Source organism: Streptococcus mitis (assembly GCF_905187495.1).
Classification (GTDB): domain Bacteria; phylum Bacillota; class Bacilli; order Lactobacillales; family Streptococcaceae; genus Streptococcus; species Streptococcus mitis_CU.
In genome coordinates, this window is record NZ_CAJJIB010000151.1 from 151,489 (window position 1) to 177,511 (window position 26,023).

General features: G+C 39.5%; 26 protein-coding genes. All 26 read right to left on the minus strand.

Annotated elements, in window-relative coordinates:
• Position 1: 1 nt before the first annotated feature.
• Positions 2–931, minus strand: a complete 930-nt coding sequence (locus JQ843_RS06940; RefSeq protein WP_203213251.1) for a tagatose-6-phosphate kinase — start codon at positions 929–931, stop codon at positions 2–4.
• A 10-nt stretch (positions 932–941) separates the two neighbouring features.
• Entirely contained in the window at positions 942–1,457 is a 516-nt protein-coding gene (lacB, locus tag JQ843_RS06945; RefSeq protein WP_001216913.1) for a galactose-6-phosphate isomerase subunit LacB, read from the minus strand.
• A 148-nt stretch (positions 1,458–1,605) separates the two neighbouring features.
• Positions 1,606–2,031, minus strand: coding sequence for a galactose-6-phosphate isomerase subunit LacA (gene lacA, locus JQ843_RS06950; RefSeq protein ID WP_000029277.1), 426 nt, complete (start codon positions 2,029–2,031; stop codon positions 1,606–1,608).
• Between the two features lie 285 nt (positions 2,032–2,316).
• On the minus strand, positions 2,317–3,213 hold the full coding sequence (locus JQ843_RS06955) for an aldose 1-epimerase family protein (RefSeq protein ID WP_203213252.1): 897 nt from the start codon (positions 3,211–3,213) through the stop codon (positions 2,317–2,319).
• A gap of 98 nt (positions 3,214–3,311) precedes the next feature.
• Positions 3,312–4,787: a PTS galactitol transporter subunit IIC gene (locus tag JQ843_RS06960; RefSeq protein WP_125393833.1), complete on the minus strand. Its 1,476-nt coding sequence runs from the start codon at positions 4,785–4,787 to the stop codon at positions 3,312–3,314.
• Positions 4,788–4,834: 47 nt separating this feature from the next.
• Positions 4,835–5,140 carry a PTS sugar transporter subunit IIB gene (locus JQ843_RS06965; protein WP_000590547.1) on the minus strand — a complete coding sequence of 102 codons (306 nt, stop codon included), beginning with the start codon at positions 5,138–5,140 and terminating at the stop codon, positions 4,835–4,837.
• Between the two features lie 38 nt (positions 5,141–5,178).
• On the minus strand, positions 5,179–5,655 hold the full coding sequence (locus tag JQ843_RS06970) for a PTS sugar transporter subunit IIA (protein WP_000521974.1): 477 nt from the start codon (positions 5,653–5,655) through the stop codon (positions 5,179–5,181).
• Between the two features lie 208 nt (positions 5,656–5,863).
• The gene (locus JQ843_RS06975) at positions 5,864–6,475 is read right to left on the minus strand and encodes a hypothetical protein (RefSeq protein ID WP_203213253.1); all 612 of its coding nucleotides are present in this window, start codon (positions 6,473–6,475) and stop codon (positions 5,864–5,866) included.
• 184 nt (positions 6,476–6,659) lie between these two features.
• Positions 6,660–7,355 (minus strand): hypothetical protein, encoded by a 696-nt coding sequence (locus tag JQ843_RS06980; RefSeq protein WP_203213254.1) that lies wholly within the window; start codon positions 7,353–7,355, stop codon positions 6,660–6,662.
• Between the two features lie 246 nt (positions 7,356–7,601).
• Positions 7,602–9,425, minus strand: coding sequence for a translation elongation factor 4 (gene lepA, locus JQ843_RS06985; RefSeq protein WP_001047207.1), 1,824 nt, complete (start codon positions 9,423–9,425; stop codon positions 7,602–7,604).
• A gap of 78 nt (positions 9,426–9,503) precedes the next feature.
• Positions 9,504–10,232, minus strand: a complete 729-nt coding sequence (locus JQ843_RS06990; protein WP_203213255.1) for a metallophosphoesterase family protein — start codon at positions 10,230–10,232, stop codon at positions 9,504–9,506.
• 1 nt (position 10,233) lies between these two features.
• Positions 10,234–11,901 carry a DNA repair protein RecN gene (gene recN, locus JQ843_RS06995; RefSeq protein ID WP_203213256.1) on the minus strand — a complete coding sequence of 556 codons (1,668 nt, stop codon included), beginning with the start codon at positions 11,899–11,901 and terminating at the stop codon, positions 10,234–10,236.
• Between the two features lie 6 nt (positions 11,902–11,907).
• On the minus strand, positions 11,908–12,339 hold the full coding sequence (locus tag JQ843_RS07000; RefSeq protein WP_020900686.1) for an arginine repressor: 432 nt from the start codon (positions 12,337–12,339) through the stop codon (positions 11,908–11,910).
• Entirely contained in the window at positions 12,332–13,147 is an 816-nt protein-coding gene (locus tag JQ843_RS07005; RefSeq protein ID WP_203213257.1) for a TlyA family RNA methyltransferase, read from the minus strand. The genes JQ843_RS07000 and JQ843_RS07005 overlap by 8 nt, the downstream gene beginning before the upstream one ends.
• Positions 13,140–14,015 (minus strand): polyprenyl synthetase family protein, encoded by an 876-nt coding sequence (locus tag JQ843_RS07010; protein WP_203213258.1) that lies wholly within the window; start codon positions 14,013–14,015, stop codon positions 13,140–13,142. Before JQ843_RS07010 ends, JQ843_RS07005 begins: the two co-directional genes overlap by 8 nt.
• Complete coding sequence (locus JQ843_RS07015; protein WP_000043226.1) at positions 14,012–14,224, minus strand: exodeoxyribonuclease VII small subunit; 213 nt, start codon at positions 14,222–14,224, stop codon at positions 14,012–14,014. Before JQ843_RS07015 ends, JQ843_RS07010 begins: the two co-directional genes overlap by 4 nt.
• Positions 14,202–15,542 (minus strand): exodeoxyribonuclease VII large subunit, encoded by a 1,341-nt coding sequence (xseA, locus tag JQ843_RS07020; RefSeq protein ID WP_203213259.1) that lies wholly within the window; start codon positions 15,540–15,542, stop codon positions 14,202–14,204. Before xseA ends, JQ843_RS07015 begins: the two co-directional genes overlap by 23 nt.
• Before the next feature lie 127 nt (positions 15,543–15,669).
• Positions 15,670–16,308 carry a uridine kinase gene (gene udk, locus JQ843_RS07025; protein WP_001181376.1) on the minus strand — a complete coding sequence of 213 codons (639 nt, stop codon included), beginning with the start codon at positions 16,306–16,308 and terminating at the stop codon, positions 15,670–15,672.
• 109 nt (positions 16,309–16,417) lie between these two features.
• Entirely contained in the window at positions 16,418–17,296 is an 879-nt protein-coding gene (truB, locus tag JQ843_RS07030) for a tRNA pseudouridine(55) synthase TruB (protein ID WP_203213260.1), read from the minus strand.
• 46 nt (positions 17,297–17,342) lie between these two features.
• Positions 17,343–18,170 carry a hypothetical protein gene (locus JQ843_RS07035; RefSeq protein ID WP_238393761.1) on the minus strand — a complete coding sequence of 276 codons (828 nt, stop codon included), beginning with the start codon at positions 18,168–18,170 and terminating at the stop codon, positions 17,343–17,345.
• Positions 18,171–18,179: 9 nt separating this feature from the next.
• Positions 18,180–18,998 (minus strand): hypothetical protein, encoded by an 819-nt coding sequence (locus tag JQ843_RS07040; RefSeq protein WP_238393762.1) that lies wholly within the window; start codon positions 18,996–18,998, stop codon positions 18,180–18,182.
• Positions 18,999–19,024: 26 nt separating this feature from the next.
• Positions 19,025–20,299, minus strand: a complete 1,275-nt coding sequence (locus JQ843_RS07045) for a DUF2130 domain-containing protein (RefSeq protein WP_203213261.1) — start codon at positions 20,297–20,299, stop codon at positions 19,025–19,027.
• A gap of 95 nt (positions 20,300–20,394) precedes the next feature.
• Positions 20,395–21,675, minus strand: a complete 1,281-nt coding sequence (locus tag JQ843_RS07050; protein ID WP_203213491.1) for an O-acetylhomoserine aminocarboxypropyltransferase/cysteine synthase family protein — start codon at positions 21,673–21,675, stop codon at positions 20,395–20,397.
• 146 nt (positions 21,676–21,821) lie between these two features.
• Positions 21,822–22,619 carry a formate/nitrite transporter family protein gene (locus tag JQ843_RS07055; RefSeq protein WP_203213262.1) on the minus strand — a complete coding sequence of 266 codons (798 nt, stop codon included), beginning with the start codon at positions 22,617–22,619 and terminating at the stop codon, positions 21,822–21,824.
• Positions 22,620–22,763: 144 nt separating this feature from the next.
• On the minus strand, positions 22,764–23,507 hold the full coding sequence (locus JQ843_RS07060) for a class A sortase (RefSeq protein WP_033686926.1): 744 nt from the start codon (positions 23,505–23,507) through the stop codon (positions 22,764–22,766).
• Positions 23,507–25,975, minus strand: a complete 2,469-nt coding sequence (gene gyrA / locus JQ843_RS07065; RefSeq protein ID WP_203213263.1) for a DNA gyrase subunit A — start codon at positions 25,973–25,975, stop codon at positions 23,507–23,509. Before gyrA ends, JQ843_RS07060 begins: the two co-directional genes overlap by 1 nt.
• Positions 25,976–26,023 lie beyond the last annotated feature (48 nt).

Below are 26,023 nucleotides of genomic sequence, written 5' to 3' on the forward strand. Positions count from 1 at the left end.
TTTATACCTCTTTTACTATTAATTGATCATATAGAGCTTGATAGTTGGCCATGTTGACATGACCAGTCATTTTTTCTTGAGCATTGAGCATACCAAGGACATTTGCCTTGATGAGTAATTCTGCATCTGATTCTTTGTGAAGAAGTCCTGAAGAAATTCCTGCCACAGTAGAATCTCCAGAGCCAACAGGGTTGACTACCTGAATTCTAGGAATATCTACCTTGTAGAAAGTGTCACCATGTTTGGCAAAGGCACCGTTGGCACCAAGTGAAACGATAATCCATTCAATACCTGCAAACAAAGGTTCTTGAAGAACTTCTTTTAATTCATCCAAATCCTCAGAAACTTCTCTTCCAAGAAGCTGAGATAATTCCTCATTATTTGGTTTGATGACTGTTGGTTTATGTGGTGATTCAAGAACCGCCTGAAGTGCTGCACCAGAGCAGTCCAAGACAACAGGCTTGCCAGCTTGATTAGCAAGTTCTACCAAGCTCGCATAGTAATCAACTGGAAGACCAGCTGGCAGACTACCTGAGATGGCTACTACTTCAACTGACTCCAAGAGTTTTTTGAAATGTTCCAAAAAGTCTTGACCTTCCTGTTCCAATACTTCAGGACCTTTTTCAAGAACTTCTGTTTGATTATCTCCATGAAGAATAGCGATACAGTTACGAGTTTCTCCCTGAATTGAGAAGAAATCTTTCTTTACTTGATCATCGATATTTTCAACCAAAAACTCACCAAGTTTGCCACCCACTAAACCAGTAGCAAGAACAGAATCCCCAAATTCTGAAAGTACTCGGGTAACATTGAGTCCCTTACCACCAGCCGTTTTGGTTACATCCACCACACGATTGACAGTATCAATCTTCAACTCATCCAAGGGATAGGAAATATCAATGGATGGGTTCATTGTGACTGTTAAAATCATATGTCACCTCTTAGTCGTGGTATTCTCCGCGATCCCATTTTTCAAGGAATTCAGTGAAGAAGTTTGCGTCTGTTTGTTGAGCATTATGACTTTCAACGTGTTCAATTTTCGCAATCAATTTTTTGTTTTCTTCAGATGGTTTGTATTCAGCATGGATGAAAGCTTCGATGATGTCACACATGAGCAATTCACCAGTAATCTTACCACCAAAACCGATAACGTTGGCGTTCAATTGTTCTTTAGCATAAAGGGCTGTTGTCATATCACGAACCAAGGCAGAACGAACACCTGGAACTTTATTTACAGCGTTGTTGATACCAACACCAGTACCACAGATACATACTCCAAGATCAGCTTGACCGCTAGTTACAGCTTCCCCTACTTTTTTACCAAAGATTGGGTAGTGAGTACGTGTATGGTCATATGTACCAAAGTCAATGACTTCATATCCTTTTGATTTCAAAAATTCTGAAACCGCCATTTTTTCATCTGTTACGATGTGGTCACATCCAATTGCAATTCTCATTAGTTATTCCCTCCGATTAATTATATAAATCTAATATCATTTATCCTTACTCAAGAAAAATCAAGATTAGCTTAGGAAGCGAGCTGCGAGCATAACTGAGGTTAGCTAAAGTGAGCTGACGACAGATTATCTTGATTTTTGAAGAGTATTAGCACATTTTGTTCAACATATCGACCCTGATTTGGTGACGTCCACCATCGTATTTACCGTTAACAAATCCTTTAGCAATGTTTTTAGCCAATTCATCACCAACAAGTTGTGCACCCATAGTGATCATACGTGAGTTGTTGTGGCCACGAGTCATATAAGCTGAACGTTCATCAGATACTTCTGCAGCAACCATTCCTTTGATCTTAGTTGCAACCATGAATGGACCAGCACCATAAGCATCAATAACTATACCAAGGTTTTGTTCTTCTTTGTTTACTTCTGCAGCAACAGCAAGAGTCACATCAACAAAGTCTTGACCTTCAGCTGTAACATCCACAACGTGGAAGTTTTCTTTTTCCAAGAAGTCTTTCACAACTTCTTTCAATCTCAAACCTGCAGCATCTGCACCGATAACAATAGACATATTGTATACTCCTTTTATTTTTCTAGGCTAGTAAAGACTTTTATGGTTAGCAGTTTACCTACAAAAAGTTTTCTAGCAGTTTATTGACAAATTAGATTGAATGAGATGAATGACACCTTATTCAAGTTTAGGAAACCATTTCCCTAGAAATAATCTTTCCCCACGAAAGAAAATATAACAATTGATTATTTGTTTGTTACAAACATCATTTGTTGCTTACAAACATAATATACTCCTATTTTCTGAAAAAGTCAACAGTTTATGTTTGTTTTTGTGTTTTTTTAACTAAAAAATTTCGATGTCAAAACCAATTTGATCCACTTGACCAGGTTCTAGGAGGCGAACATTCTTCTTATCTTCTAGATGATCTCCTTCTTCAAGAGATGTTGACAAGCCAGACCATGGTTCAAAAGCAATGAAAGGACCCTTATTCAAAGTTGACCAGATAATAAGATTTGGAAACTCTGCAAAGTGCACTTTCAATCCCTTATCATGTTTACGAGAACGAAGGGCAATTGTTCTAGATTGCAATTCATCTAAGGTGACTGCATCAGTGCTGAAAAGATCATAGCTGAGGTCTAATTCTTTTTGACCTTCTAGCCATGGACTTCTATCTTGAAAATCCAGCATACCTGTTTCTGGGAAAGGACGAGGAACAGAGCAAGTCTCTTCTTTCTCAAACTCTAAATAGTAATCTTCATAGATCTCATCATCCAATAGAGGACAATTAAATCCTGGATGTCCACCAATAAAGTAAGGCACGACCTTGCTAGTTTCTTTATTAAAAATCTTGTATTGAGTACGTACTGTTTTGCCAGAAAGGCTATAAGTGATTTCTAGGCGGAAATGATAAGGGTAGTTCTGATAGCTATTCTCATCGTCTTCAATTGCAAAAGTTACACTCTTGTCTGTCTGTTCAACTAATTCAAATTCTTTCTTGCGAACCAAACCATGACGAGGAATCTTTCCTTTGCTTTCTTGCCCCTTCTCATCTATATAAAGTGCTGTATCCTCTCTCAAAGAACCACAAATGGGAAAGAGAACAGGAGCTTGTCCACTCCAATAAGTAGCATTCCCTTGCCACAAATACTCCAGTCCCTCAGCATCCTTTATAGAAGAAAGAGCCCCACCAAAACTGTTAAATTGAACTCTTAATTGTTCTGATTTTAATTCAATTATCATTATTTTCTCCGATTTCTTGATAGTTTATAAAAAACTAGGCTGTCACTCCTAATGGTATGACAACCTAGTTTCAACAATTTACATTTTATAGGAGCGCATTATTTTGCTTTTGCTGCGTACTCTTCGTTACGTTTGATCATTTGTTTTCTGTACCAAGCAAAGATACCGATATAGAATACAAGGAAGGCTACAGCACCAAGGATTGCTTTGATATCACCAGTTGTAGTGTTACCAATTGTCCAACCAAGAAGTTTTTCGATTGGTCCTTCAAGAGTTGAGTGAGTGATCAACTGAGTTTGGCTCACACCTTCTGGGAAGGCACCTACACCTTTAGCAAGTTCTGTTGCAAATGGCGCGATAAGTGTACCTGAAAGAAGGAAGAGTGGCAACAAGAGTGTTCCGAAGATAATCATACGGAGCAATTTACCACGTGTTACAACCAAGAGAGCTGGAGTAACACCCATAGCGATGATACCTGCAAGTGGCAAGATACCATTTCCGACGTTTGAAAGAAGCACAGCTTCAATCAACATAATTGGTGCAAGTACGTTTGCACAAGCCCAGATTTCAGCACGACCAGCGATGAATGGCCAGTCTAGACCGATGTTAAACTTACGTCCTTCCAAACGTTTAGTAGCAACGTTTGTAATACCTTGTGAAAGTGGTTCTACGGCAGCAATGAACCATGAACCGATAAGTGAGAAGAGTTCCAAAGCTACACCGGCTGTCAAACCAAGAGACAACCAACCTTTGATAACTTCTTGCCAGTTTGCTGCATCTTTAAGTCCATCAACTGGATGTGGAGTACCCATCAAACCGATAACGATACCAAGGATGAAACCGATGAAGAATTTAGATCCCCAGAAACCGATTTTCTTGTTCAATTTTGCAGCGTCAAAGTCATATTTATCAAGACCTGGGAAGAATTTTTCAAAAATCTTATCCAAAACCATGATAACTGGGTTCATCATGTAGTTCATGTGAGTTGAAGTCATTGGTGATGAACTTGGTGCATTAAGAAGATCGTCAAATGTTGGTTTCATCAAGTCAGAGTTGATGATTTTAAGAACTCCTACAAGGACAACTGCTGCAGTCGCGATGAAGAGTGAAACTCCTTGACTAACTCCATTGTTGTCTGCATACCATTTAATCAAAAGACCTGTGATAGACAAGTGCCAGATATCGAAGATATCAACGTCAAGTGTGTCAGTTTTCTTCATAGCAAGCATCACTACGTTGACAATCAACATGATGAGCAAGAAGTAAAGTGTCCAAGCAGATCCCCAAGTGATTGTAGCAAGTGGTGCCCAACCAACGTCGGTGATGTTCAATTGAATACCAGTGTTTTCAACAAATTTTGCAAGTGATGCTGAGAAAGCACCATTTAACATACCAATGATGGCACCGATACCTGTAAGAGCGATGGCAAGTTTGATACCACCTTCAAGCGCTTTGGAGAATTTCACTCCAAAAAGTAGAGCCAATACTGTCAAAATGATCAGCATGATGATTGGTCCACCCATATCCAAGATAGGTTTGAACAGCTTATTGGCTAGTTCGATAATGACATCCATAATAGTTCCTCCCTTTTTATTGTTATATGAATGTTAACAAATTAAAATTAGCTTAATCCGTGTTCTTTGATAGCTGCTTCAATATTGTCAAATACTGGAGCACTCATTGCTGGGATACGGAATAAGATTGGTCCAGCTTCGATAACTGGAATACCTGGGTCAAAACCAAGGTCTGTCGCAGCAATTGGTGTGAAGATGTCATAACCTTTGATAAGGTCTTCATTAACGTCTTTGACCATTACCGCATCACAGTGAACATCGAAACCGCGGTTTGAAAGTTCTTCTTCAAGAGCACTTTTAATTTGGTGGCTTGAGTTAACACCTGCACCGCAGGCAGCAAGAATTTTAATCATATGGATTTCCTCCGATTTAATATTTTTAATAGACAAGATTAAGCAATTGCTTCAGCAATATAAGCATAGAGGGCTTCTGGTTCAGAAATTTTTGATAGGTCTTCAAGATGACCATTTCCAGTAAAGAAGTCCATCAACTGAGCAAGAATGTTCGTTTGGCTTGAACTTGAGTTATTAATGATAAAGAAGAGTAAGGATACCTCTACTTCCTTATCTGGTGCAATCATATTGTGGAAAGTCACTGGTTTTTCTAATCGAACGACCACAACTTTTTCGGCTAGATTATGAACAATATCCGTGTGAGGAATAGCCACATTCGGCAAATCCTTACCCAAAAATTCCATATCTAAGCCAGTTGGAAATGACTTTTCACGCGTGATCAAGGCTTCACGATAGGTTGGAGTTACGATTTCTCGTTCTTCCAATAAAGTTGCAACCTGATCAAAGAGATGTTCTTGATTATCCGCTTCTAAGCAAAACACAAGGTTTTTGTCAAAGAAATGATCTAATCCCATAAGGTTTTCCCTTCTTTCCATTAACTTTATGCTATAAGTATAACACTATATGAAATCGTTGTCAATATTTTTTTGTTGTTTTTTGTCCTTTTTTTGACATTTTTGTTTATTTTTTATCTTTACAATCAAAACAAACATTTAAAACAAACATTTAAAACGGTTTTTAATGACTTAAACAAAAAACAGGATACCAATCCTGCTTTAATAATTATTTTTGAATTGTCCAACTCTCTTCAATCATGGGAAGTAGATTTTTTAATGTTTCTGGAGTCCCTTCTAAAGCAACATATCTGAACTTACCATCACTAGATTTAAAAATCCATGTAATGATGTATTTTCCAGACTTAGAAATTGCGTTAACTACATAGGCTTCATAACCTCCAATAGTTGACTTAGAACCCCATACTTTAGTGAATTCTGGATTACTTTCTTTTGAAGTAAAAATACTATCAGAAATACGAACTGTTTCAAGTTTTTGAAATTCATTATCAGAAATACCAAATTGTTCTGCTTTAAAAGTATTCAAGGTGACAATATTGACATCCGTACCGTCTGAATATTGAATATCATTGCCTCCCTGTACTTCATTGAACTTAATCCAAGACTTTGGTACTTTAACGAACCCATACTCATCAGAACCAATAACTTGACTTTCTTCTGAATTCTGTGTGCTACTAAGAGTGTTTGAATTAGTTGAATCTTGACTAGTTGAAGAGCTAGTTGTTTTACTTGAATTTCCTTGAGTTTGAGCTTGATTTGAACATGCCACTAACGTGACACTTGTAAGCAAAATAGATGCTAAAAGTAAAATTTTTTTCATAATAACCTCCATATGTTACTCTACCATAAATGGAGTTAATTTACAATTTTTAATAAAAACAAATAAAATATAAGAATTTTTTCCAATTTTAGTTCAAACATTGGATTTGATAATATAGAATATACTCTTGATTATGAAAACTGACTAAGTCGTATCGAGTATCTATTTATCCAATTATTGAATTCTATAATAACATTGAATCACTTTCCGAATATCCTTTTTCAACAAATATTTTAATATTCATTGTATTTGCTTGACTCAATCGTATATTCTTACTAAAAGTTAATAAATATAAATATATCGTCGTAAAAAACATAACAATTAAATTACCATATACATAAATATAAATAAGTAAAGAACTGGCAATAACCACATTTATAATTAGGAGAAGCCAATTTTTTAATTTAAAATTACTAAACTTTTCAACTACATGGTAATGACGAGAATTTTCTAATATAAAAATTTTATTAATCATCAGTTTTTGCTTATAAGAATAGCCCAAGCGAAATAATACTGATAATATAACAGGTAATGCAGAAAAGATAAAATACGTAAATCTATGAGATAAAACAAGATTAAATTTATTAAAGCCAATAAATTCTATTAAAAGAATGAAAAAAATCACTATCATTATCGGTAGCATGAAAAATCTACCTAATTTTATATTTTTTGTTATATCTTCTCGCTTATCCTCAGATTGCTTTTTTATCTTATAAAATAAATCAAAATCAATCTTATAAATTTTATAAAAATAACCAAAACAAGTCGTAGATTCACAATCCAGTAACCCGTAACCATTATTTATTTCAATTAATAAAAATCGAGTAAAACCATATAACTTTTCAGTTTTAATTTGTTTTTCTTCTAATACTTTCATCATAAGTTAAAGGAATCGCCCCTTCTTTACTAACAATTATAGATCCAAGCGGTAAAATAGAATCATTATTCTAATTCATTTTCTGCCCCAGTTCTTTATCAATTTTATTTAAAATTTTCCTAGTCATAATAACTTTTAGTATTCCATATAACCTCCGTATTTTACTCTACCATAAATGGAGTTAAGTTACAATTTTTAACTAAAAATATAAAACTCTTGAATGTATTTCAAGAGTTTTATATAGAATCATTATTCTTCATCCATGCTCAAAACGCTGAGGAAGGCTTCTTGTGGAACTTCTACTGATCCGATAGCTTTCATGCGTTTTTTACCAGCTTTTTGTTTTTCAAGGAGTTTACGCTTACGAGAAACGTCACCACCATAACATTTAGCAAGTACGTTCTTACGAAGGGCCTTGATATCAGTACGAGCGACAATCTTGTGTCCAATAGCTGCTTGGATTGGTACTTCAAATTGTTGACGAGGAATAATTTTCTTGAGTTTATCAACGATGAGTTTCCCACGTTCGTAGGCAAAGTCCTTGTGAACGATAAAGCTGAGTGCATCCACCTTGTCTCCGTTGAGAAGGATATCCATTTTCACCAACTTAGATGGGCGATATTCTGACAATTCGTAGTCAAAACTTGCATAACCACGTGTCGAAGACTTAAGCTTATCAAAGAAGTCAAAGACAATCTCCGCAAGAGGAATTTGATAGATAACATTGACACGGTTATCATCGATATAGTCCATGGTCACAAAGTCCCCACGCTTGCGCTGAGCTAATTCCATCACTGCTCCTACGAACTCCTGTGGAACCATGATTTGCGCCTTAACATAAGGCTCTTCAATGGTCGCAATCTTGGTAGGATCTGGGAACTCAGATGGGTTAGACACATCCATAGACTCACCGTCGGTCAAATTAACCTTATAAATAACGGATGGAGCTGTCATGATGAGGTCGATGTTAAACTCACGCTCTAAACGTTCCTGGATAACATCCATATGGAGAAGCCCAAGGAAACCACAACGGAAACCAAATCCAAGTGCCTGAGATGTTTCTGGTTCAAATTGGAGACTAGCATCATTCAGTTGCAATTTTTCAAGGGCTTCACGTAGGTCATTGTACTTGTTTGACTCGATAGGATATAGCCCCGCAAAGACCATAGGATTCATCTGCTTGTAACCATGTAATGGCTCTGCCGCAGGATTGGTTGCCAAGGTAACGGTGTCCCCCACACGCGTATCCTGAACCGTCTTAATAGAAGCCGCAATATAACCAACGTCACCAGTCGCAAGAAAATCACGACCAACTGCTTTGGGTGTAAAAATACCAACTTCTGTCACATCAAAGGTCTTGCCATTGCTCATGAGCTGAATCTTATCACCAGGTTTAACAACTCCGTCCATGACACGCACTTGAAGAATAACCCCACGGTATGCATCGTAAACAGAGTCGAAAATCAAGGCCTTAAGAGGCGCCGTCACATCACCCGTTGGTGCTGGTACTTTTTCTACAATTTGCTCTAGAATTTCTTCTATACCAATACCAGCCTTAGCAGAAGCCAAAACTGCTTCACTGGCATCCAAACCAATGACATCCTCAATCTCAGTACGCACGCGCTCAGGGTCTGCTGCTGGTAGGTCAATTTTGTTAATGACTGGCATGATTTCCAAATCATTGTCCAAGGCCAGATAAACATTGGCAAGGGTTTGAGCCTCAATTCCTTGGGCAGCATCGACCACCAAAATAGCACCTTCACAGGCAGCTAAGGAACGAGAAACTTCATAGGTAAAGTCAACGTGCCCAGGGGTATCAATTAAGTGAAAAATATAAGTTTCCCCATCTTTTGCAGTGTAATTGAGCTCGATGGCATTGAGTTTAATGGTAATCCCACGTTCTCGCTCTAGATCCATGCTATCCAAAAGTTGGGCCTGCATTTCACGACTGGAAACCGTCTCTGTTTTTTCCAAAATGCGGTCTGCTAGAGTTGATTTCCCGTGGTCAATATGGGCGATAATAGAGAAGTTACGGATCTTCTCCTGTCGTTTTTTCAATTCTTCTAAGTTCATGATTCTCTTCCTTTCAGGGTATCTATTTATTATAAATTGTTTTTGACATTTTGACAAGACCATACCCTGCTAGGAGTACTAATCTTCAGCAACAAAGCCGTTATTTTCGATAAAGTGGTGTTCTGTCATCCCTTGGTCAGTAAAGACAATCCCATGAAGGACACCACCATAGACAGCTCCTCCGTCCATCCCAATCTTGCCATCTTCTGTAGTCCAAAGCTCAGCAGTACCACGCTCTTGCTTCAGCAAACCATAAACCGGTGTATGTCCAAATACAATGGTTTTTCCAGTATGATTTTCTGCTTCGTGGAATGGTTTTCTAAGCCAGACTTTTTTATAATCTGTGGTTTCATGCCAATCATCTAAGGTTAAATCAATACCTGCATGAACAAAGATATACTTGTCTGTCTCTACCACAAAAGGCATTTGACGAATGAATTCGACCAAGTCTGCTGCTTCGGTAGCAACACGCTTGGCATCCTCAACTCCATCAACTGGTGCATCCAAGGGACGACCTAGGATAGAGTTAATAGTTGTATCTCCACCATTGCGACGATAGTGGTCATAGCTTTCTTCTGGGTTATCGAGCCAAGTCAAAAACATATACTCGTGGTTTCCTGACAAACAGATAGCCCCTTGATTGTCCACCAAGTCCTTGACCATTTCTAGAACACGGCGACTATCCTCGCCACGGTCAATCAAGTCCCCTAGAAAGAGCAACTGGGTCTGGCCGTCCCATGTTTTGAGAAGGTCTTCCAGCATCCCAGCTTTTCCGTGAACATCTCCAATTACATAATAGTCTGTCATCTTATTTCTCCCTGTTTCTCAACAATTCTCTAGCTTGCGTCAGGGCTGCTTCCGTCACATCATCACCTGCCAACATCTTAGCAACTTCTTCCACTCGCTCTTCAACCGTCAAGAGACGAACAGTCGAAACTGTTGAATGGTCATTGCTAATCTTCTCAATAAAGAATTGATAATCTGCAATCGCAATCACTTGTGGTAAATGGGAAATAGCTAGAACCTGCCCATGCTGACCAATTTTATGAATCTTCTGTGCAATGGCCTGAGCTACACGGCCTGAGACTCCTGTATCCACTTCATCAAAGACAATACTTGTCTTGCCTTCTTTACGTGAAAAGGCAGACTTAATAGCTAGCATGAGACGAGATAATTCTCCGCCAGATGCAACCTTGACCAAGGGTTTAAAGTCTTCGCCAGGGTTGGTTGAAATGTAAAACTCGACCATTTCATTGCCCTCACGACTGAATTTGCCCTTGCTAAAACGAACCTGAAACTGGGCTTTTTCCATATAAAGATCTTGAAGCTCTTGTTTAATCTCTGCTTCTAGCTGCTGAGCCAAGTCATGACGAGCAGATGCAAGCTGACCTGCCAAATCGACAAGATTAACTTCCAATTTCTTGAGCTCTGCTTCCATGTCCTCAGATGAAAGATTATTGCCTGTCAAGAGATTGTATTCTTCCGTAATCTTAGCAAAATAAAGCAAGACATCGTCTACAGTCCCACCATACTTACGGGTAATAGTATGAAGGAGGTCCAAACGATTCTCAACCTGCATGAGACGATTGCCATCAAAATCAAGGTCTTCAATAATAGCTTCCAAACGTTTGCTAATGTCTTCTAAGACATAGTAGGTCTCAGACAGTGAGCTTGAAATTTCACGGTATTCAGGGTCATACTCTTCGACACTTTCCATGTCATTCATGGCTGAACGAACATTGGCCAGACTTGAAAAGTCTTCATTGTCCAACATACTGTAGGCATTGGTCAGCGTATCCGCAATATTTTTATGATTAAGAAGTTTATCACGTTCTTGGTTGAGAGACAGGTCTTCTCCAGCCTGCAAGTTTGCCGCCTCAATCTCTGCCATTTGAAATTCCAACATTTCGATACGTGCCTTATGTTCTTGTTGGTTTTTCTTGACTTCCAGAACCTGCTTACGCATTTTACGGTAGGCATCAAAACTCGTTTGATAGGTTTCTTTCAAGTCCCAAAAAGCTGCGTCCCCAAATTCATCCAACATCTGGATGTGCAGTTGAGGACGCATTAACTCCTCTTGGTCATGCTGACCATGAATATCCACCAGATGTTGCCCAATGGCACGCAAAACCGACAGATTAACCATCTGACCATTCACACGGCTAATACTACGACCATTTTGTAAGATTTCTCGACGGATGATAATTTCATCACCCAATTCCAAACCTTGCTCATCAAAAATTTCCTGCAAAAGGCGGCTATTCTCAACTGAGAAAAGCCCCTCTATCTCTGCCTTTGACGCACCATGACGAATAACATCTGTCGTCGCACGAGCCCCCAACATCATATTCATGGCATCAATGATAATCGACTTCCCTGCACCCGTTTCACCAGTCAGGACAGTCATTCCCTTTTCAAAATTGAGGGAAATAGCCTCAATAATGGCAAAGTTTTTTATCGAAATTTCAAGTAACATATAGACCTACCAATTTTTTACTTGTTCAAAGATTTCCTCAGCTAGACTTTCACTTCTGGCAATGACTAAAATCGAGCTATCATCAGCTAAACAGCTAAAAATCTTGTCAGCAAAAGTCTCGATTAACTGAGCTTTTACAAAAGCTGTATTTCCTGGAATGACTTGGAGATTGATCATCTTGTCCATCAATTCAGCTGATTCAATATTGTCTTCAGCCAGTTGCAAACTTTTTACGATTGATTTTGGCAATTCATAGACATAGGTGTTGTCTCTCAAAGGAATTTTGACAATGCCTAGCTCTTTGATATCCCGTGATACCGTTGCCTGAGTGGCAGTGATCCCTGCCTCTTTCAAATGTTCTACAATTTCTTCTTGTGTACCGATTTGATAATCTGTCACAAATCGTCTAATTTTTTCAAGTCTCTCTTTTTTATTCATTTTTAAATTGACTATGCGCCCTCTCTACTACTTCTTCAATTTCAGCAAGAACCTGATTGCTTGATGACTCTTCTTTTTTCAAATACACTAAAAACTCAATATTTCCATGACCGCCTTGGATAGGAGAAAAATCCAATCCAAGGACTGAAAAGCCTTCCTCTACTGCCATAGCTGTTACAGATTCAAGGACATTCTGATGAACTTTAGCATCTCGAATAATTCCATTTTTCCCAATCTGCTCACGTCCTGCCTCAAACTGGGGCTTAACCAGAGCCACAACCTGACCTTGATCAGCCAACACACGGTGCAAGGCCGGCAAAATCAGACTGAGGGAAATGAAACTTACATCAATACTGGCAAAGCTCGGTTCCTGCTCGAAATCAGTCTTTTCAGCATAGCGGAAATTGAACTGCTCCATGCTGACAACTCTTGGGTCCTGGCGTAGTTTCCAAGCCAACTGATTGGTCCCAACATCCACTGCGTAAACAAGTTTAGCTCCATTTTGCAACATGACATCGGTAAATCCTCCAGTAGAGGCACCAATATCTATGGTTGTTGAACCATCTACAGAAACATCAAAGATTTGTAAGGCTTTTTCTAACTTTAAGCCACCTCTACTGACATACTTGAGTTTTTCACCCTTGAGTTTCAGCTCAGTGTCATCGGAAATTTTCTCTCCTGGTTTATCAAACCGTTCTCCATTCAGGACTGCTACGACTAGACCAGCCATGACACCGCGCTTGGCTTGTTCTCGCGTTTCAAACAAGCCCTGTTTATAAGCTAGTACATCCACTCTTTCCTTAGCCATTGATTCTCAAACTTTCTACTACTCTTACAATCGATTCTATCTCAAAGGGAATCTGTTGGGCAATTTCTTCTAATTTTACATTAGCTTGATCCAGAGTTTGGTTACAAAAGGCAATAGCCTCTTCCAAGCCCAACAAGGCTGGATAGGTTGATTTTTCTGCCTGTAGGTCCTTTTGTGGTGTCTTACCGATTTCCTCAAAACTAGCTGTCACATCTAACACATCATCTCGAACTTGAAAAGCAAGCCCAATCAATTCCCCAATAGTTTTCAGCTTTGCCTGTATTTCAGGAGCCAATTCAGCAATAATAGCAGCCGCTTGGAAGGGATAGGCTAGTAGTTTTCCAGTCTTATTAGCATGAATAGTCTGGAGTTCTTCCAAAGACAAGTGTTGGTGTTCACCCTCCATATCCAAAACCTGCCCTGCCACCATACCCAGACTACCTGAAGCAAGGGATAAGTTGGAAATCAAGTCTACCTTAATCTGACTTGGCAAATCTGCCTGCGCTATCAAAACATAAGGATCTAGGAACAAGGCATCTCCAGCCAAAATCGCCATAGCTTCTCCAAATTTTTTGTGATTTGTCAAGCGCCCCCGACGGTAATCGTCATCATCCATAGCTGGAAGGTCATCATGAATCAAACTCCCCGTATGAATCATTTCCAAGGCAGCAGCCACCTGCGCGTGAGCCGGTTTAATAGCGACCTGCAAGGCTTCCAGAACTTCTAACAGAAGAAAAGGCCGAATACGCTTGCCACCAGCATGAATAGAATAGAGAACAGACTCTCGCAAACTAGAGGCAAACTGCTGGTCTCCATAAAAATCTTCCAAGGCCGACTCGACAAGAGCTAATTTTTCTTGCTTCTTCATTCAAAATCACTTTCTGTTCCGTCTTCTTGCATAACCTTGACCAAGGTCTTTTCAGCCTTGTCCAGCGTCGCTTGGAGCTCTTTTGACAAGACCATACCCTTTTGAAAGGCGGCAATCGCATCTTCTAGAGCAATTTCACCATTTTCCAAACTTTGGACAATGGTCTCCAGTTCTGCTAGATTTTCCTCAAATTTCTTTTGTTTTGACATCTTTAACCTCTAATTCTACTCGACCATCCCGCATCAAAAGCGTCACTTGGTCTTTTTTCTTCAAACTCTCAACCGAATCTACAACGGACTCTTCTTTTTTGACAATAGCATAACCTCGCGCCACAATTCGACTGGTATCCAACATCAGCAAAGCTTCTGAAAGACGCTTCACTTCAGCAACCTTGGCATCATAGACTAACGCCATCTGGCTACGGAGAAGCTTATCCAACTGGCCTAGACGGTCTTGATAACGCTGGATTTTGGTAACAGGTGATAATTGTACCAGTCGATGGGTCCTTGCTTGGACTAGTTGGTTGCTGTCAGAAATCCGTGTTCGCAAACTTTGTTTTAAGCGCAGTTGCAGTTGATCCAAGCGTTGCAAATAACCGTCATACAAGCGCTCTGGCTGTCTAAAGATAACAGACTGACTGCATTTTTTCAAAGCTTCTTGTTTCTTAGATAGCACATTTCGAACTGCCGTTGCCATCCGTTTTTCCTGATTTTGCAAATGAGCTAATACATCCAACTTGGTCACAGGTGTTGCCAGTTCTGCTGCAGCCGTTGGCGTTGCCGCCCGACGATCTGCTACAAAATCTGCCAAGGTCACATCCGTCTCATGCCCCACACTAGAAATAACTGGCAAACGAGACTCAAAAATCGCTCGTACCACAATTTCCTCGTTAAAGGCCCAAAGATCCTCGATAGAACCTCCACCACGACCAATAATCAGCAAATCTAAATCGTCCCGTTGATTGGCACGCGCAATATTTCGAGCAATTTCCTCCGCAGAACCTTCACCTTGAACCTTGGTCGGATAGAGAAGAATATCGACACCTGGAAATCGCCTGCTGACGGTCGTGATAATATCTCGAATCACAGCTCCACTGCGACTGGTCACTACTCCAATTCTCTTAGAAAATTGAGGCAGAGCTTGCTTGAAGCGTTCTTGAAACAGGCCTTCTTCTGTCAATTTTTTCTTGAGTTGTTCAAACTGTATCGCAAGTGCACCAACTCCATCAGGCTCTGCCTTTTCAATGATGATGGAGTAGCTACCGCTCGGCTCATAGACCTGTACACGCCCAATCACATTGATCTTCATCCCTTCTTCCAGGTCGAAGCCTAATTTCTGATAAATCCCAGACCAAATAGTCGCTTGAATAACTGCATGGTCATCTTTTAGGGAGAAGTATTGGTGAGTAGGTCGTTTACGAAAGTTGGAAACTTGACCAGTTAAATAGACCCGTTCCAAGTAAGGGTCTTTATCGAATTTCATTTTCAGATACTTGGTCAAAGTTGTTACCGATAAATACTTTTCCATCTCCACCTACTATTCATTTTCTTGCTCTTTCATGGGTATTATTATACCAAAAATATGCCTAAAAATCTCCATTTATGTACCATTATGAGGGAAAAATAGAAAAAGGAGGCAAGGCCTCCACATCTGTTTATTTACTATTTCGAGCTTCTTCCAAAATCTTAGCAATCTTGGTCGTCAACAGGTCAATAGCCACTGTATTGCTGACTCCCTCAGGAATGACGATATCCGCATAACGCTTGGTTGGCTCGATAAACTGGTGATACATGGGTTTGACCACACCTAAATACTGGTCAATAACGCTATCAAGGCTACGGCCACGCTCCTCCATATCTCGCTTGATACGACGAATAATGCGCACATCATCGTCTGTATCTACAAAAATCTTGATATCCATCAAATCGCGCAGACGCTTGTCCTCCAAGACTAAAATTCCCTCAACGATAAAGACATCCTGAGGCTCCTGACGATAGGTCTTGCTACTTCGTGTATGCTCTGTATAGTCATAAGTCGGAATGTCCACCGGACGCCCTGCCAACAATTCTTTAATCTGCTCGATCATCAAGTCTGTATCAAAAGCAAAAGGATGGTCATAGTTGGTTTTGACACGCTCTTCAAAGGTCAAGTGAGACTGATCCTTATAGTATGAATCATGCTCAATCATGGAAATCTTTTCATCAGGAAAATGCGATAAAATGGCTCTTGAAACACTGGTCTTACCCCCACCAGAACCACCTGTCACTCCGATAATGATTGGTCTATTTTGCATGCTATCCTCCGTTTTTTTATCCGTCGTCTATTCTATCACATTTTTTGCAAAATTTATAGTCTGATTTGGATAGTCTAGGGGAAACAACACTCCTTACACCCCAGTTAGATTAGCTAAAAACTTTCCTTGGCTTGTAGAGATTACCTCGTTTTTCTAGAATGGCTAGCAATTTATCATCTTCAAAGGCAGCTAATTCTTGTTCTGTTTGGTCGAGCTCGATAAAACGACCAAAGCGTACTTCTGTAGCCTCTTCTGAACTTAGGAAAACTTTGACGAGGTCCCCTGTTCCAATCTCTAAAGGATGGAGAAAGTCCAGCTGACCAGCCTCCACTTTTGCAGCAATTTCTTCCAAGGTAAGAGCGTCTTCTAGCTGTAAACCAGCTGCACTAGTTCGAGTTAGATGTGACATATGGGCAGCATAGCCCAATTTTTCTCCCAAGTCAACCGATAAGGTACGAATATAGGTTCCCTTGCTACATTTCACACGAAAAGTAAAGCGTGCAAGATGCCCCTCATAAGAAATCGGACTTGTTCGTTCAAATTGATAAATGGTCACCTGACGTTCTGGACGCTCCACTTCCTGACCAGATCGCGCATACTCATAGAGCTTGCGACCATTGACCTTGACAGCAGAATACATAGGTGGAATCTGGGTAATAGGCCCAGTCAGACTGGCTATTACTTCATCAACAAGCTTTTCATCCAAGTGCGACAAAACAGGAGTCTCAGCGACCACTTCCCCACTGGCATCCTCAGTCGTCGTGGAATAGCCAAGAGTGATTTCCCCCTCATAGACCTTGCCCTCATCCTGCATAAACTCGACCATGCGGGTCGCCTTGCCAACCGCAATAGGCAAAACACCCACTACATCCGGATCCAAGGTCCCACCATGACCAATCTTCTTGGTTCCCAAAATCTTACGCAGTTTAAAAACCGCATCATGCGAGGTCATCCCCGCTTCTTTTTTTAAGTTAATAATACCGTTCATTGTTGCTTTCTAATTCCCTTTTCACTTTACATCAACATATTCTATCTTAAACAGATTTTAAAACTATATCAGTTCTTTTTTCTAAATATTTCCTAGCTTCCTGCACATAAAAGAGTTCTGGATTTTCATGGGCGATACTTTCAAACAAACTTCGGGCACGAGCTTCATCTCCTTTTAATTGGGCATTGAGAGCGCCGTAATAAGAAAACACGATTCGAGCTAGCTTACTTTCTGGTTCAGTAATGTCGAAGTAGTCGTTCGCTTCTTTATTGAACACAATATCTTTTATGGCTTGGGCTTGAGCAACAAGTGTAGCTTTGCCTCCTTTAAAATCTGGTGCCTTGGACAATTGTTCCTCAAAGAAAGCAATATCTTGCGCATCTTGAAGATGAATGGAAACTGTTAATAGTTCAAAGCTTGATATTAAAAACGCAGGGGTTCTGAATCTCTTCCAAATTTTTTTCAAATCATATTTGGACATTTTTTCCTTGGCAGCTTGAAAATCTCCTTTTAAATAAGCCACTCGACCTTGGATAATTTGGTAATTCTCACGATATGTTGCCCTAAAGGGCTTAATAGATTTTTCTGATTGAACTCTTAACATGTCTTCATATAGCTTAAGATCAATAGAATCGTGTAACACTAGAACAATAACTTTTCTAGATACAAATCTTAAATAAAATACAAAGCCGAGAACTAAAAAGACAATAACTAATAATATGAATCCCAATATTTCCAAATTGCTTTGAAATACTAAGCATACTGCCATCACATCCAAAACAAGTCCAATAATTGAGCAAATTAGAATAACCCTATCAAGTTGTAAAAGAGTGTTTTCTGTCGCCGAACCAACTATTTTTTTTACTAATCTCATATATTACTCTCATTTCACTGATTCTAAATATTTTTTCGCTTCCTGAACATAAAAGAGTTCTGGATTTTCATGAGCGATACTTTCAAACAAACTACGAGCACGAGCTTCATTTCCTTTTAGCTGGGCATTGAGAGCTCCGTAATAAGAAAACATGATTCGAGCTAACTTACTTTCTGGTTTGGTGGTGTCGAAGTAGTCGTTTGATTTTTTATTGCAATAGATATCAACAATAGCCTTTAAACTCAAAATTTCTTTCTGATATTTTAAAAATTGCGATTGAACATTACTTGTTAGTTCTTCTATTTCTACCATTAATTCTTGCAATTCTAAATAATCATTCAAATGAACCAAGTTTAGGATGCTATAATACTTGATATGAAATATATAGTAGAGACTTTTGAATTTTTTTAGATTACTATTTTTTATTTTATTCAGCAATTCTAAACTATCTTGGAAGTGTCCTCTATAAAAGGATACTCTTGCATTTGCCAAATATTTTGGAAGAATCTGAACATTTCTATTTAAAGAATTTGCATCAGCTCTAGCAACTATATCCTGATACTTTGTTAAATTGATATCCTCAAATAAAATTTCAATTAAAGCCCTATCTAGTAATAATTTAGATAGAAGAATAAACAATATAAGAAGGACAAGAAATACTGTTAATACCTTTGTGTAAGTGGTCGATGAATGGTTAAAAATATAAACATAAAACATTACTGTTGAAAACACTAAAAAATACAGCAAATATTTAAATATAATTTTAAGAAAAATTAATTCAATTTTATCAGCTGACCATGTTCTAATAATTTCTATAGTCCTTTTCATATAACACTCCTGTTTTTAAGATAATCTCACTCCCCCTTCAATGCTTCAAATTTCGCTTTCATGGTTGGATTTTTACGGGTCAATTTTTTAACAGAAACATCTTCTAATTTGTTGTTAGCTAGACGGAGTTGGTTTTCGGATGTGGTTAGGAACTTCTTAACCTCTTCCATGCGTTTGATGGCCTTGTCGATTTCATCGATTGCTTTACCAAAGTTAGTTGAAGCAGAGTTGTAGTTCTTGGCAAAAGCTAGCTTAAAGGCATCCAAGTCTTCCTCAAAATGTGTAATATCTATATTTTGTTCACGGACAAGTGCCAACTCTTGCTTGTATTTTAGAGAATTTAGCGCCGCATTGCGTAAGAGACCAATCAACTGGATAAAGAATTGAGGACGAACTACATACATCTTTTCGTACTCGTGGCTGACGTCTACAATCCCTGTGTTAAAGTAGTCATTATCAGCCTCAAGCATTGTCACCAAAACCGCATACTCACAGTTCTTCTCCCGACGGTCCTTGTCCAATTCCTTGTAAAAATCTGCATTCTTGTGCTTCTTCTCTGTTCCATCTGCTTCATTCTTCATCTCAAACATGATGGAGATAATCTCTACCCCATTTTCATCGCATTCACGGAAGATAAAGTCCCCCTTAGACCCACGCGCAGAAACCTTGTTATCCTTCTCAAAGTAGGCATTTGGAAAGGCAAAACTGCGGACCTTGTTAAACTCACTCTCTGCATAGTGTTCCAGACTTTCCCCGATGGCTTTTGTGGATTGTTGGGCTTTGAAATTCTTATAAAATTCGACTTGTTCACTAGCTGCCTTGAGTTGAGCTTCGTAGTTTTGCTTAACTGAAGCAAGAGAAAGCTCGTTTTCCTTTTCTTGCAAGAGGAGCTGATTTTTAACCTGGTCTCGTTCTTTTTCTAGGTCAGAAAGGGTCTTTTGTAGTTGATTTTCATGTTCCAAACGCAAGGTCGCCAACTGGTTTTCCAAGGCCTGCACTTCCTTGTCCTTTGCTAATAAGGCCTGATGGCTTGTCTGTTCAACTTCTTTCTTGGCCAGTTCTTTCTCTGTATCAAAGTTTTGGATTTGACTCTGTAATTGCGCAATTTCTTGGTCTTTTTGAGCTAGTTTAGACTGTTGTTCATTCATGACCTTTTGCTCAGCCAAAGCCAGTTCCTGCTTCATGCGATCGTGTAGTTCCTTATCAAACTCTACTGTTCTCACTTGGGATAAAAGTTCAGCATACTGACTTTCATTTACTGTAAAGACTTCCCCACAGTTGGGGCATTTGATTTCGTTCATAACTTTCCTCTTTCTAGACTTCTTTAACCATTATATCATGCCTGAAGGAAAATCAAAAACAGCGAGTCGAAACCCACTGTTTATCTTCTTTTTCTTTAAATTTTTTCCAAGGCCAAGCGCAAATCTTCGATCAAATCATCTACATTTTCAAGTCCGATTGACAAGCGGATTTGGTTTGGTGTGACGCCAGCTGCTTCCAGGTCTTTTTCTGACAATTGACCGTGAGTGGTTGTCGCAGGATGGACAACAAGCGATTTAGCATCTGCCACATTTGCAAGGTCAGAGAAGATTTCTAAATTGTCAATTACCTTGCGTGCTTCTGCCTCTCCGCCTTTGACATGGAAGGTAAAGATTGAACCCACACCTTTTGGTAAATATTTCTCAGCCAAGGCATGATAAGGACTGTCTGCAAGTTTTGGATAGTTGACCTTTTCTACCTTAGGATGGTTGACAAGGAAATCAACAATTTTCTCTGCATTTTGCACATGGCGTTCCACACGAAGTGAAAGAGTTTCAAGCCCTTGGAGCAAGAGAAAGGCATTAAATGGTGACAAGGCCGCCCCTGTATCACGAAGCAATTGGACACGAACAGCGATAATAAAGGCTGCAGCACCCACATCACGAGTATAGCTTAAGTTATGATAACTTGGGTCTTCCTCAACAAATTGAGGGAATTTCCCTGAAGCCGCCCAGTCAAAACGACCACTATCGACAATCACTCCTCCAATAGTTGTACCATGCCCACCGATAAACTTAGTCGCAGAGTGAATGGCAATATCTACACCATGAGAAAAGACATTAATCAAGTAAGGTGTGGCAAAGGTATTGTCAGAAACAAGTGGAATCTGGTGTTTATGCGCAATCTCAGCCAATTTTTCTAAGTCAGGAATGTTAATCAAAGGGTTACCCAAGGTTTCAATCAAGACAAGCTTGGTATTGTCTTTGATAGCTGCTTCTACTTCCTCCAAATTATCCACATCGACAAAGGTTGTTGTGATCCCATAACGAGGAAGGGTTTCTTTCAATAGATTGAAAGTCCCACCGTAAATAGTTGATGCTGCTACTACATGGTCACCTGCGTGAGCAAGCGCCAAAATCGTATAAGTCACTGCGGCCATACCTGATGCTGTTGCAAGAGCTCCAACACCACCTTCAAGGGCAGCAATTCTTTCTTCAAAGGCAGCTGTTGTAGGATTGGTGATACGAGTATAAATGTTCCCTGGTTTCCTCAAGGCAAACAGATCGGCACCTTCCTGCGTGTCATCAAAAACAAAGGATGTTGTTTGATAAATCGGCACTGCACGAGACTTAGTTGCTGGATCCACAACTTGACCAGCATGCAATTGTAAGGTTTCAAATTTAAAATCACGAGTCATAAGGCTACCTCCATATAGTTTCATTAAGGATATTGTAGCACTATCTACCTATCTTGACTAATACCTCTTTTCTATATTTTGATATAAGAAGTGGCTATTACTTCTTACAAAATCGAAAAAAGCACGAATCAATCGTGCTCATTTTCTTAATCTACATAAGTATCTTCATTTTTATTGAGGAAGGCATATGGAAGACCCATCAAGAGGCCTCCTCCGATAAAGTTTCCAACGAAGGTTACACCCCAGTGACGAAGCATATTTCCAACACCGAAGTTAGCAATTGAATCCGCAGCAACACTGAATTTTACAATCGCGAAAGAAGCAAAGTTCGCCGCAATGTGCTCGTTTGTTAAGAATACAAACATGTAAATCGCTGACAACACAAGCCAAAGTTTGGCACCACCATCTTTGACCAAAACAAATGACAGAATCGCAATATTTACGAAAATATTTGCCAAAATCGCCTCAAGCAAGATTAATTCATTTGAGCGGCCTAACTTCATCTCAACAACCCCTGAGATGAAACTATCGTGTGTCAGATTTGCATAGGCTGCCGAATGAGCAAATCCCCAACCTGCTATCAAGGCTCCGATAAGGTTGAACAAGGTACAGTAAAGTAAAATCTCAGCTGTCTTTCTCCAAGAGATTTTTTTCAAGAAACTACCCGCAGTCAAGAACATCATGTTTGATGTTACCAACTCGGCATTCAAGAAAACAATGTAGGCCAAGCCCCAAGCAAAGACAAATGGGAAGAGGAAGCGTCCACTACCAGGTACGATTTTATTAATCAAGTCAGCCCCAACTGCACCAGCAGCAGTACTGAAGGTTAAAAAGGCACCTGCAAACATCGAACGAATTGCATACTTAAATTTGCTTTGACTATAAAGACTTTCTTTCTTCTTGCAAGCAAATTCAATCTTTGAGATAAATTCTGAAGAAACCATAATAAACTCCTAAAACTTTTTTACCTGATAATTATATCACAAACTTTCGATTTCAGGAAGCGTTTTCTGTATTTCATAACCGTTTATTTTGAAACTCTATCTATAAAAAAATCAGTAAAATCTAAGATTTTACTGATTTTATCTTTAATAACGTTGTTTATATGGTTGATTGAAAGCTGTTAGAATTTCTTCAGGTGTTTGTGAATAATCTTTTGTATCTTTCAAGTCACCTTTTACGATAATACGTTCTGTCGCATCATAGTCAACACAAGTTACAAGTGTGATTTCATCAACTCCAGTACGGTCATCAATCTCATCAACGCGATCTGGAGTCACATGCTTCACTTCACGGATTTCATAGGTATAAACTTTATCCTTATCAGTAAGATAAATTTTCATCCCATTTTTAGCGCGTGATAATGGAGAAAAGAGCATTTGGCTGGCGTTTTCCGCCGTGAAGATGTGATGGCTCGCAAGGGTATAGTTTCCTTTCCCCATCACTTGATCACGCTTCATTGTACCGGCTCCATAGAAGAGATTGACATTATCAAGCCCTTTAAAAATAGGCAAGTTAATTTCTACCTCAGGGACAGCAATTCCACCGATAACTGGCAATTTTTGCGAATCCCATTGTGAGGATAAGACAGCTTCTGACGAGATGGCTTTTACGGAATCAAAGTCAAAATTCCCTTCTGTATCTTGATTTTCTTCCAATTTTTCTTTTGATACCTGGCTGACTTGGTATTTATTGGTATTCCAAACCATGAACATATCACGAATTTTTGAATTGAAAATCAAAGCTATTGACAAGATGATTAAGAATCCTGCCAAGATATTGATTAGTAAATTTTTACGGTTTGTTTTCTTTTTGTTCTTTTTATGAGACATTATGCTTCACCTTCTGTTTCGTTTTCTGTCCCAACTTCTTCTTTTTCTGCAGCTGCAACCGTAGTAAAGGTTACAATTTTAGCATCTTGATCTAGGCGCATCACTTTAACTCCCATAGTTGAGCGACCTGTTTGTGAAATATTGGCAACATTGGTTCTAATCATGACACCAGTATCAGTGATAATCATCAAATCTTCATCGCCTTTAACGGTCATAAGACCAGCAAGAGAACCGTTTTTTTCTGTAATCTTAGCGGTTTGCATCCCTTTACCACCACGACCTTTAGTTGGATATTCGGTCGCAACTGTGCGCTTACCATAGCCCTTTTCTGTGATGATAAGAACCTCGTCCTGGTCTGTAATCACACTAGCACCAACAACTGTGTCTCCGTCACGAAGGTTAACACCTTTCACACCAGTTGCGATACGACTCATACCACGAACGGCTGATTGATTAAAGCGAACTGAATAACCAAACTTGGTACCAATGATAATGTCCGTGTCCTCTTCTGTCAGCAAGACATTAATCAACTCATCTTCATCCTTGAGGTTTAAAGCCTTAAGTCCATTTTGACGAATGTTAGCAAATTCCTTAACGCTGGTTCTCTTCACAATACCATGACGAGTTGTGAAGAAGAGGTAAGCATCATCGCTGCGTTCAGATTCAACATTGATGATGGTCTGAATACTTTCACCTTCATCCAATTTCAAAAGATTGACAATTGGCAATCCCTTAGCAGTACGGCCATATTCAGGAATTTCATAGCCTTTCAGGCGATAAACCCGTCCTTTATTTGTAAAGAAGAGTAGGTGATCATGGGTACTAGTTGACACTAACTCACGAACAAAATCGTCATCCTTAACACCTGTACCTTGAACACCACGCCCCCCACGTTTTTGAGCAGTAAACTCAGCTTGGTCCAGACGTTTGATGTATCCTTTATTAGAAAGAGTGATCAAGACATCAGCTTCTTCAATTAGATCCTCATCTTCAAGACTCAAGACTTCACCGACCATCAATTCCGTACGACGTTGATCACCAAACTTACGCTTGACTTCATCTAATTCATCCTTGATGATTTGAGAAACACGTTCGGACTTAGCAAGAATATCTGCTAAATCTGCAATCAGAGCCAAGAGGTCATCATACTCAGACTGAATCTTATCGCGTTCCAAACCTGTCAAACGACGAAGACGCATATCAAGAATGGCTTGACTTTGACGTTCAGAAAGCTTAAACTTGCTCATCAACTCAGCTTGTGCTTCCGCATCCGTTTCACTAGCACGGATGATACGAATCACTTCATCGATATGGTCTAGCGCAATCAAGAGACCTTCTAAAATATGAGCACGCGCTTCCGCTTTTTCCTTGTCAAAACGTGTCCGACGAACAACCACTTCTTTTTGGTGCTCAATATAAGCATCCAAAATCTGACGAAGAGACAAGATTTTCGGTACACCGTTCTGAATCGCCAGCATATTGAAACCAAAGTTAGTTTGCATCTGGGTCATCTTGAAGAGGTTATTGAGGATAACATTTGCTGAGGCATCGCGCTTAACTTCAATAACAAATCGAACACCTTCACGGTTTGACTCATCACGAACTGCTGTAATCCCCTCAATACGTTTTTCCTGAACCAAACGAACAATATGCTCATGCACCTTTGTTTTATTGACCATATAAGGAAATTCTGTTACAACAATACGCTCACGGCCAGTTTTAGTTTCTTCAATTTCAGTACGTGAACGAAGGACAATAGAACCTTTACCTGTTTCATAAGCCTTATGAATACCTGATTTCCCCATAACAAGAGCACCAGTTGGAAAATCTGGCCCAGGCAAGACTTCCATCAAGTCCTTAGTGGTCACTTCAGGATTGTCCATAACTAACTTCACTGCATCAATGGTTTCTCCCAGATTATGAGGTGGAATATTGGTTGCCATCCCAACCGCAATACCAGTTGCTCCATTAACCAAAAGGTTAGGAAAGCGTGCTGGCAAGACCAAGGGTTCACGTTCATTGGCATCATAGTTATCAACGAAGTCAACAGTATTTTTATTGATATCACGAAGCATCTCTAGAGCAATCTTGCTCATACGTGCCTCAGTATAACGCTGGGCGGCAGCACCATCACCATCCATGGAACCAAAGTTCCCATGACCATCTACAAGCATGTAACGGTAACTCCACCATTGAGCCATACGGACCATGGCTTCATAGATAGAGGAATCCCCGTGAGGGTGATATTTACCCATGACATCCCCTGTAATACGAGCAGATTTTTTATGAGGTTTGTCTGGAGTAACACCCAGTTCATTCATTCCGTAGAGAATCCGACGGTGGACGGGTTTCAAGCCATCTCGAACATCAGGAAGAGCTCGCGCTACGATAACACTCATAGCGTAGTCAATAAAGCTCGTCTTCATCTCCTTTGTCAGATTGACATTCACTAAATTTCTATCCTGCATTAATAAATGCCTCATTTCACTATTAGTAATTAACTATATTATACCATA

What these genes read in the sequence shown, in the direction of transcription:
- JQ843_RS06940 (WP_203213251.1), bottom strand. Translation starts at nt 931, where the DNA reads ATGATTTTAACAGTCACAATGAACCCATCCATTGATATTTCCTATCCC.
- lacB (WP_001216913.1), bottom strand. Translation starts at nt 1,457, where the DNA reads ATGAGAATTGCAATTGGATGTGACCACATCGTAACAGATGAAAAAATG.
- lacA (WP_000029277.1), bottom strand. Translation starts at nt 2,031, where the DNA reads ATGTCTATTGTTATCGGTGCAGATGCTGCAGGTTTGAGATTGAAAGAA.
- JQ843_RS06955 (WP_203213252.1), bottom strand. Translation starts at nt 3,213, where the DNA reads ATGATAATTGAATTAAAATCAGAACAATTAAGAGTTCAATTTAACAGT.
- JQ843_RS06960 (WP_125393833.1), bottom strand. Translation starts at nt 4,787, where the DNA reads ATGGATGTCATTATCGAACTAGCCAATAAGCTGTTCAAACCTATCTTG.
- JQ843_RS06965 (WP_000590547.1), bottom strand. Translation starts at nt 5,140, where the DNA reads ATGATTAAAATTCTTGCTGCCTGCGGTGCAGGTGTTAACTCAAGCCAC.
- JQ843_RS06970 (WP_000521974.1), bottom strand. Translation starts at nt 5,655, where the DNA reads ATGGGATTAGATCATTTCTTTGACAAAAACCTTGTGTTTTGCTTAGAA.
- JQ843_RS06975 (WP_203213253.1), bottom strand. Translation starts at nt 6,475, where the DNA reads ATGAAAAAAATTTTACTTTTAGCATCTATTTTGCTTACAAGTGTCACG.
- JQ843_RS06980 (WP_203213254.1), bottom strand. Translation starts at nt 7,355, where the DNA reads ATGATGAAAGTATTAGAAGAAAAACAAATTAAAACTGAAAAGTTATAT.
- lepA (WP_001047207.1), bottom strand. Translation starts at nt 9,425, where the DNA reads ATGAACTTAGAAGAATTGAAAAAACGACAGGAGAAGATCCGTAACTTC.
- JQ843_RS06990 (WP_203213255.1), bottom strand. Translation starts at nt 10,232, where the DNA reads ATGACAGACTATTATGTAATTGGAGATGTTCACGGAAAAGCTGGGATG.
- recN (WP_203213256.1), bottom strand. Translation starts at nt 11,901, where the DNA reads ATGTTACTTGAAATTTCGATAAAAAACTTTGCCATTATTGAGGCTATT.
- JQ843_RS07000 (WP_020900686.1), bottom strand. Translation starts at nt 12,339, where the DNA reads ATGAATAAAAAAGAGAGACTTGAAAAAATTAGACGATTTGTGACAGAT.
- JQ843_RS07005 (WP_203213257.1), bottom strand. Translation starts at nt 13,147, where the DNA reads ATGGCTAAGGAAAGAGTGGATGTACTAGCTTATAAACAGGGCTTGTTT.
- JQ843_RS07010 (WP_203213258.1), bottom strand. Translation starts at nt 14,015, where the DNA reads ATGAAGAAGCAAGAAAAATTAGCTCTTGTCGAGTCGGCCTTGGAAGAT.
- JQ843_RS07015 (WP_000043226.1), bottom strand. Translation starts at nt 14,224, where the DNA reads ATGTCAAAACAAAAGAAATTTGAGGAAAATCTAGCAGAACTGGAGACC.
- xseA (WP_203213259.1), bottom strand. Translation starts at nt 15,542, where the DNA reads ATGGAAAAGTATTTATCGGTAACAACTTTGACCAAGTATCTGAAAATG.
- udk (WP_001181376.1), bottom strand. Translation starts at nt 16,308, where the DNA reads ATGCAAAATAGACCAATCATTATCGGAGTGACAGGTGGTTCTGGTGGG.
- truB (WP_203213260.1), bottom strand. Translation starts at nt 17,296, where the DNA reads ATGAACGGTATTATTAACTTAAAAAAAGAAGCGGGGATGACCTCGCAT.
- JQ843_RS07035 (WP_238393761.1), bottom strand. Translation starts at nt 18,170, where the DNA reads ATGAGATTAGTAAAAAAAATAGTTGGTTCGGCGACAGAAAACACTCTT.
- JQ843_RS07040 (WP_238393762.1), bottom strand. Translation starts at nt 18,998, where the DNA reads ATGAAAAGGACTATAGAAATTATTAGAACATGGTCAGCTGATAAAATT.
- JQ843_RS07045 (WP_203213261.1), bottom strand. Translation starts at nt 20,299, where the DNA reads ATGAACGAAATCAAATGCCCCAACTGTGGGGAAGTCTTTACAGTAAAT.
- JQ843_RS07050 (WP_203213491.1), bottom strand. Translation starts at nt 21,675, where the DNA reads ATGACTCGTGATTTTAAATTTGAAACCTTACAATTGCATGCTGGTCAA.
- JQ843_RS07055 (WP_203213262.1), bottom strand. Translation starts at nt 22,619, where the DNA reads ATGGTTTCTTCAGAATTTATCTCAAAGATTGAATTTGCTTGCAAGAAG.
- JQ843_RS07060 (WP_033686926.1), bottom strand. Translation starts at nt 23,507, where the DNA reads ATGTCTCATAAAAAGAACAAAAAGAAAACAAACCGTAAAAATTTACTA.
- gyrA (WP_203213263.1), bottom strand. Translation starts at nt 25,975, where the DNA reads ATGCAGGATAGAAATTTAGTGAATGTCAATCTGACAAAGGAGATGAAG.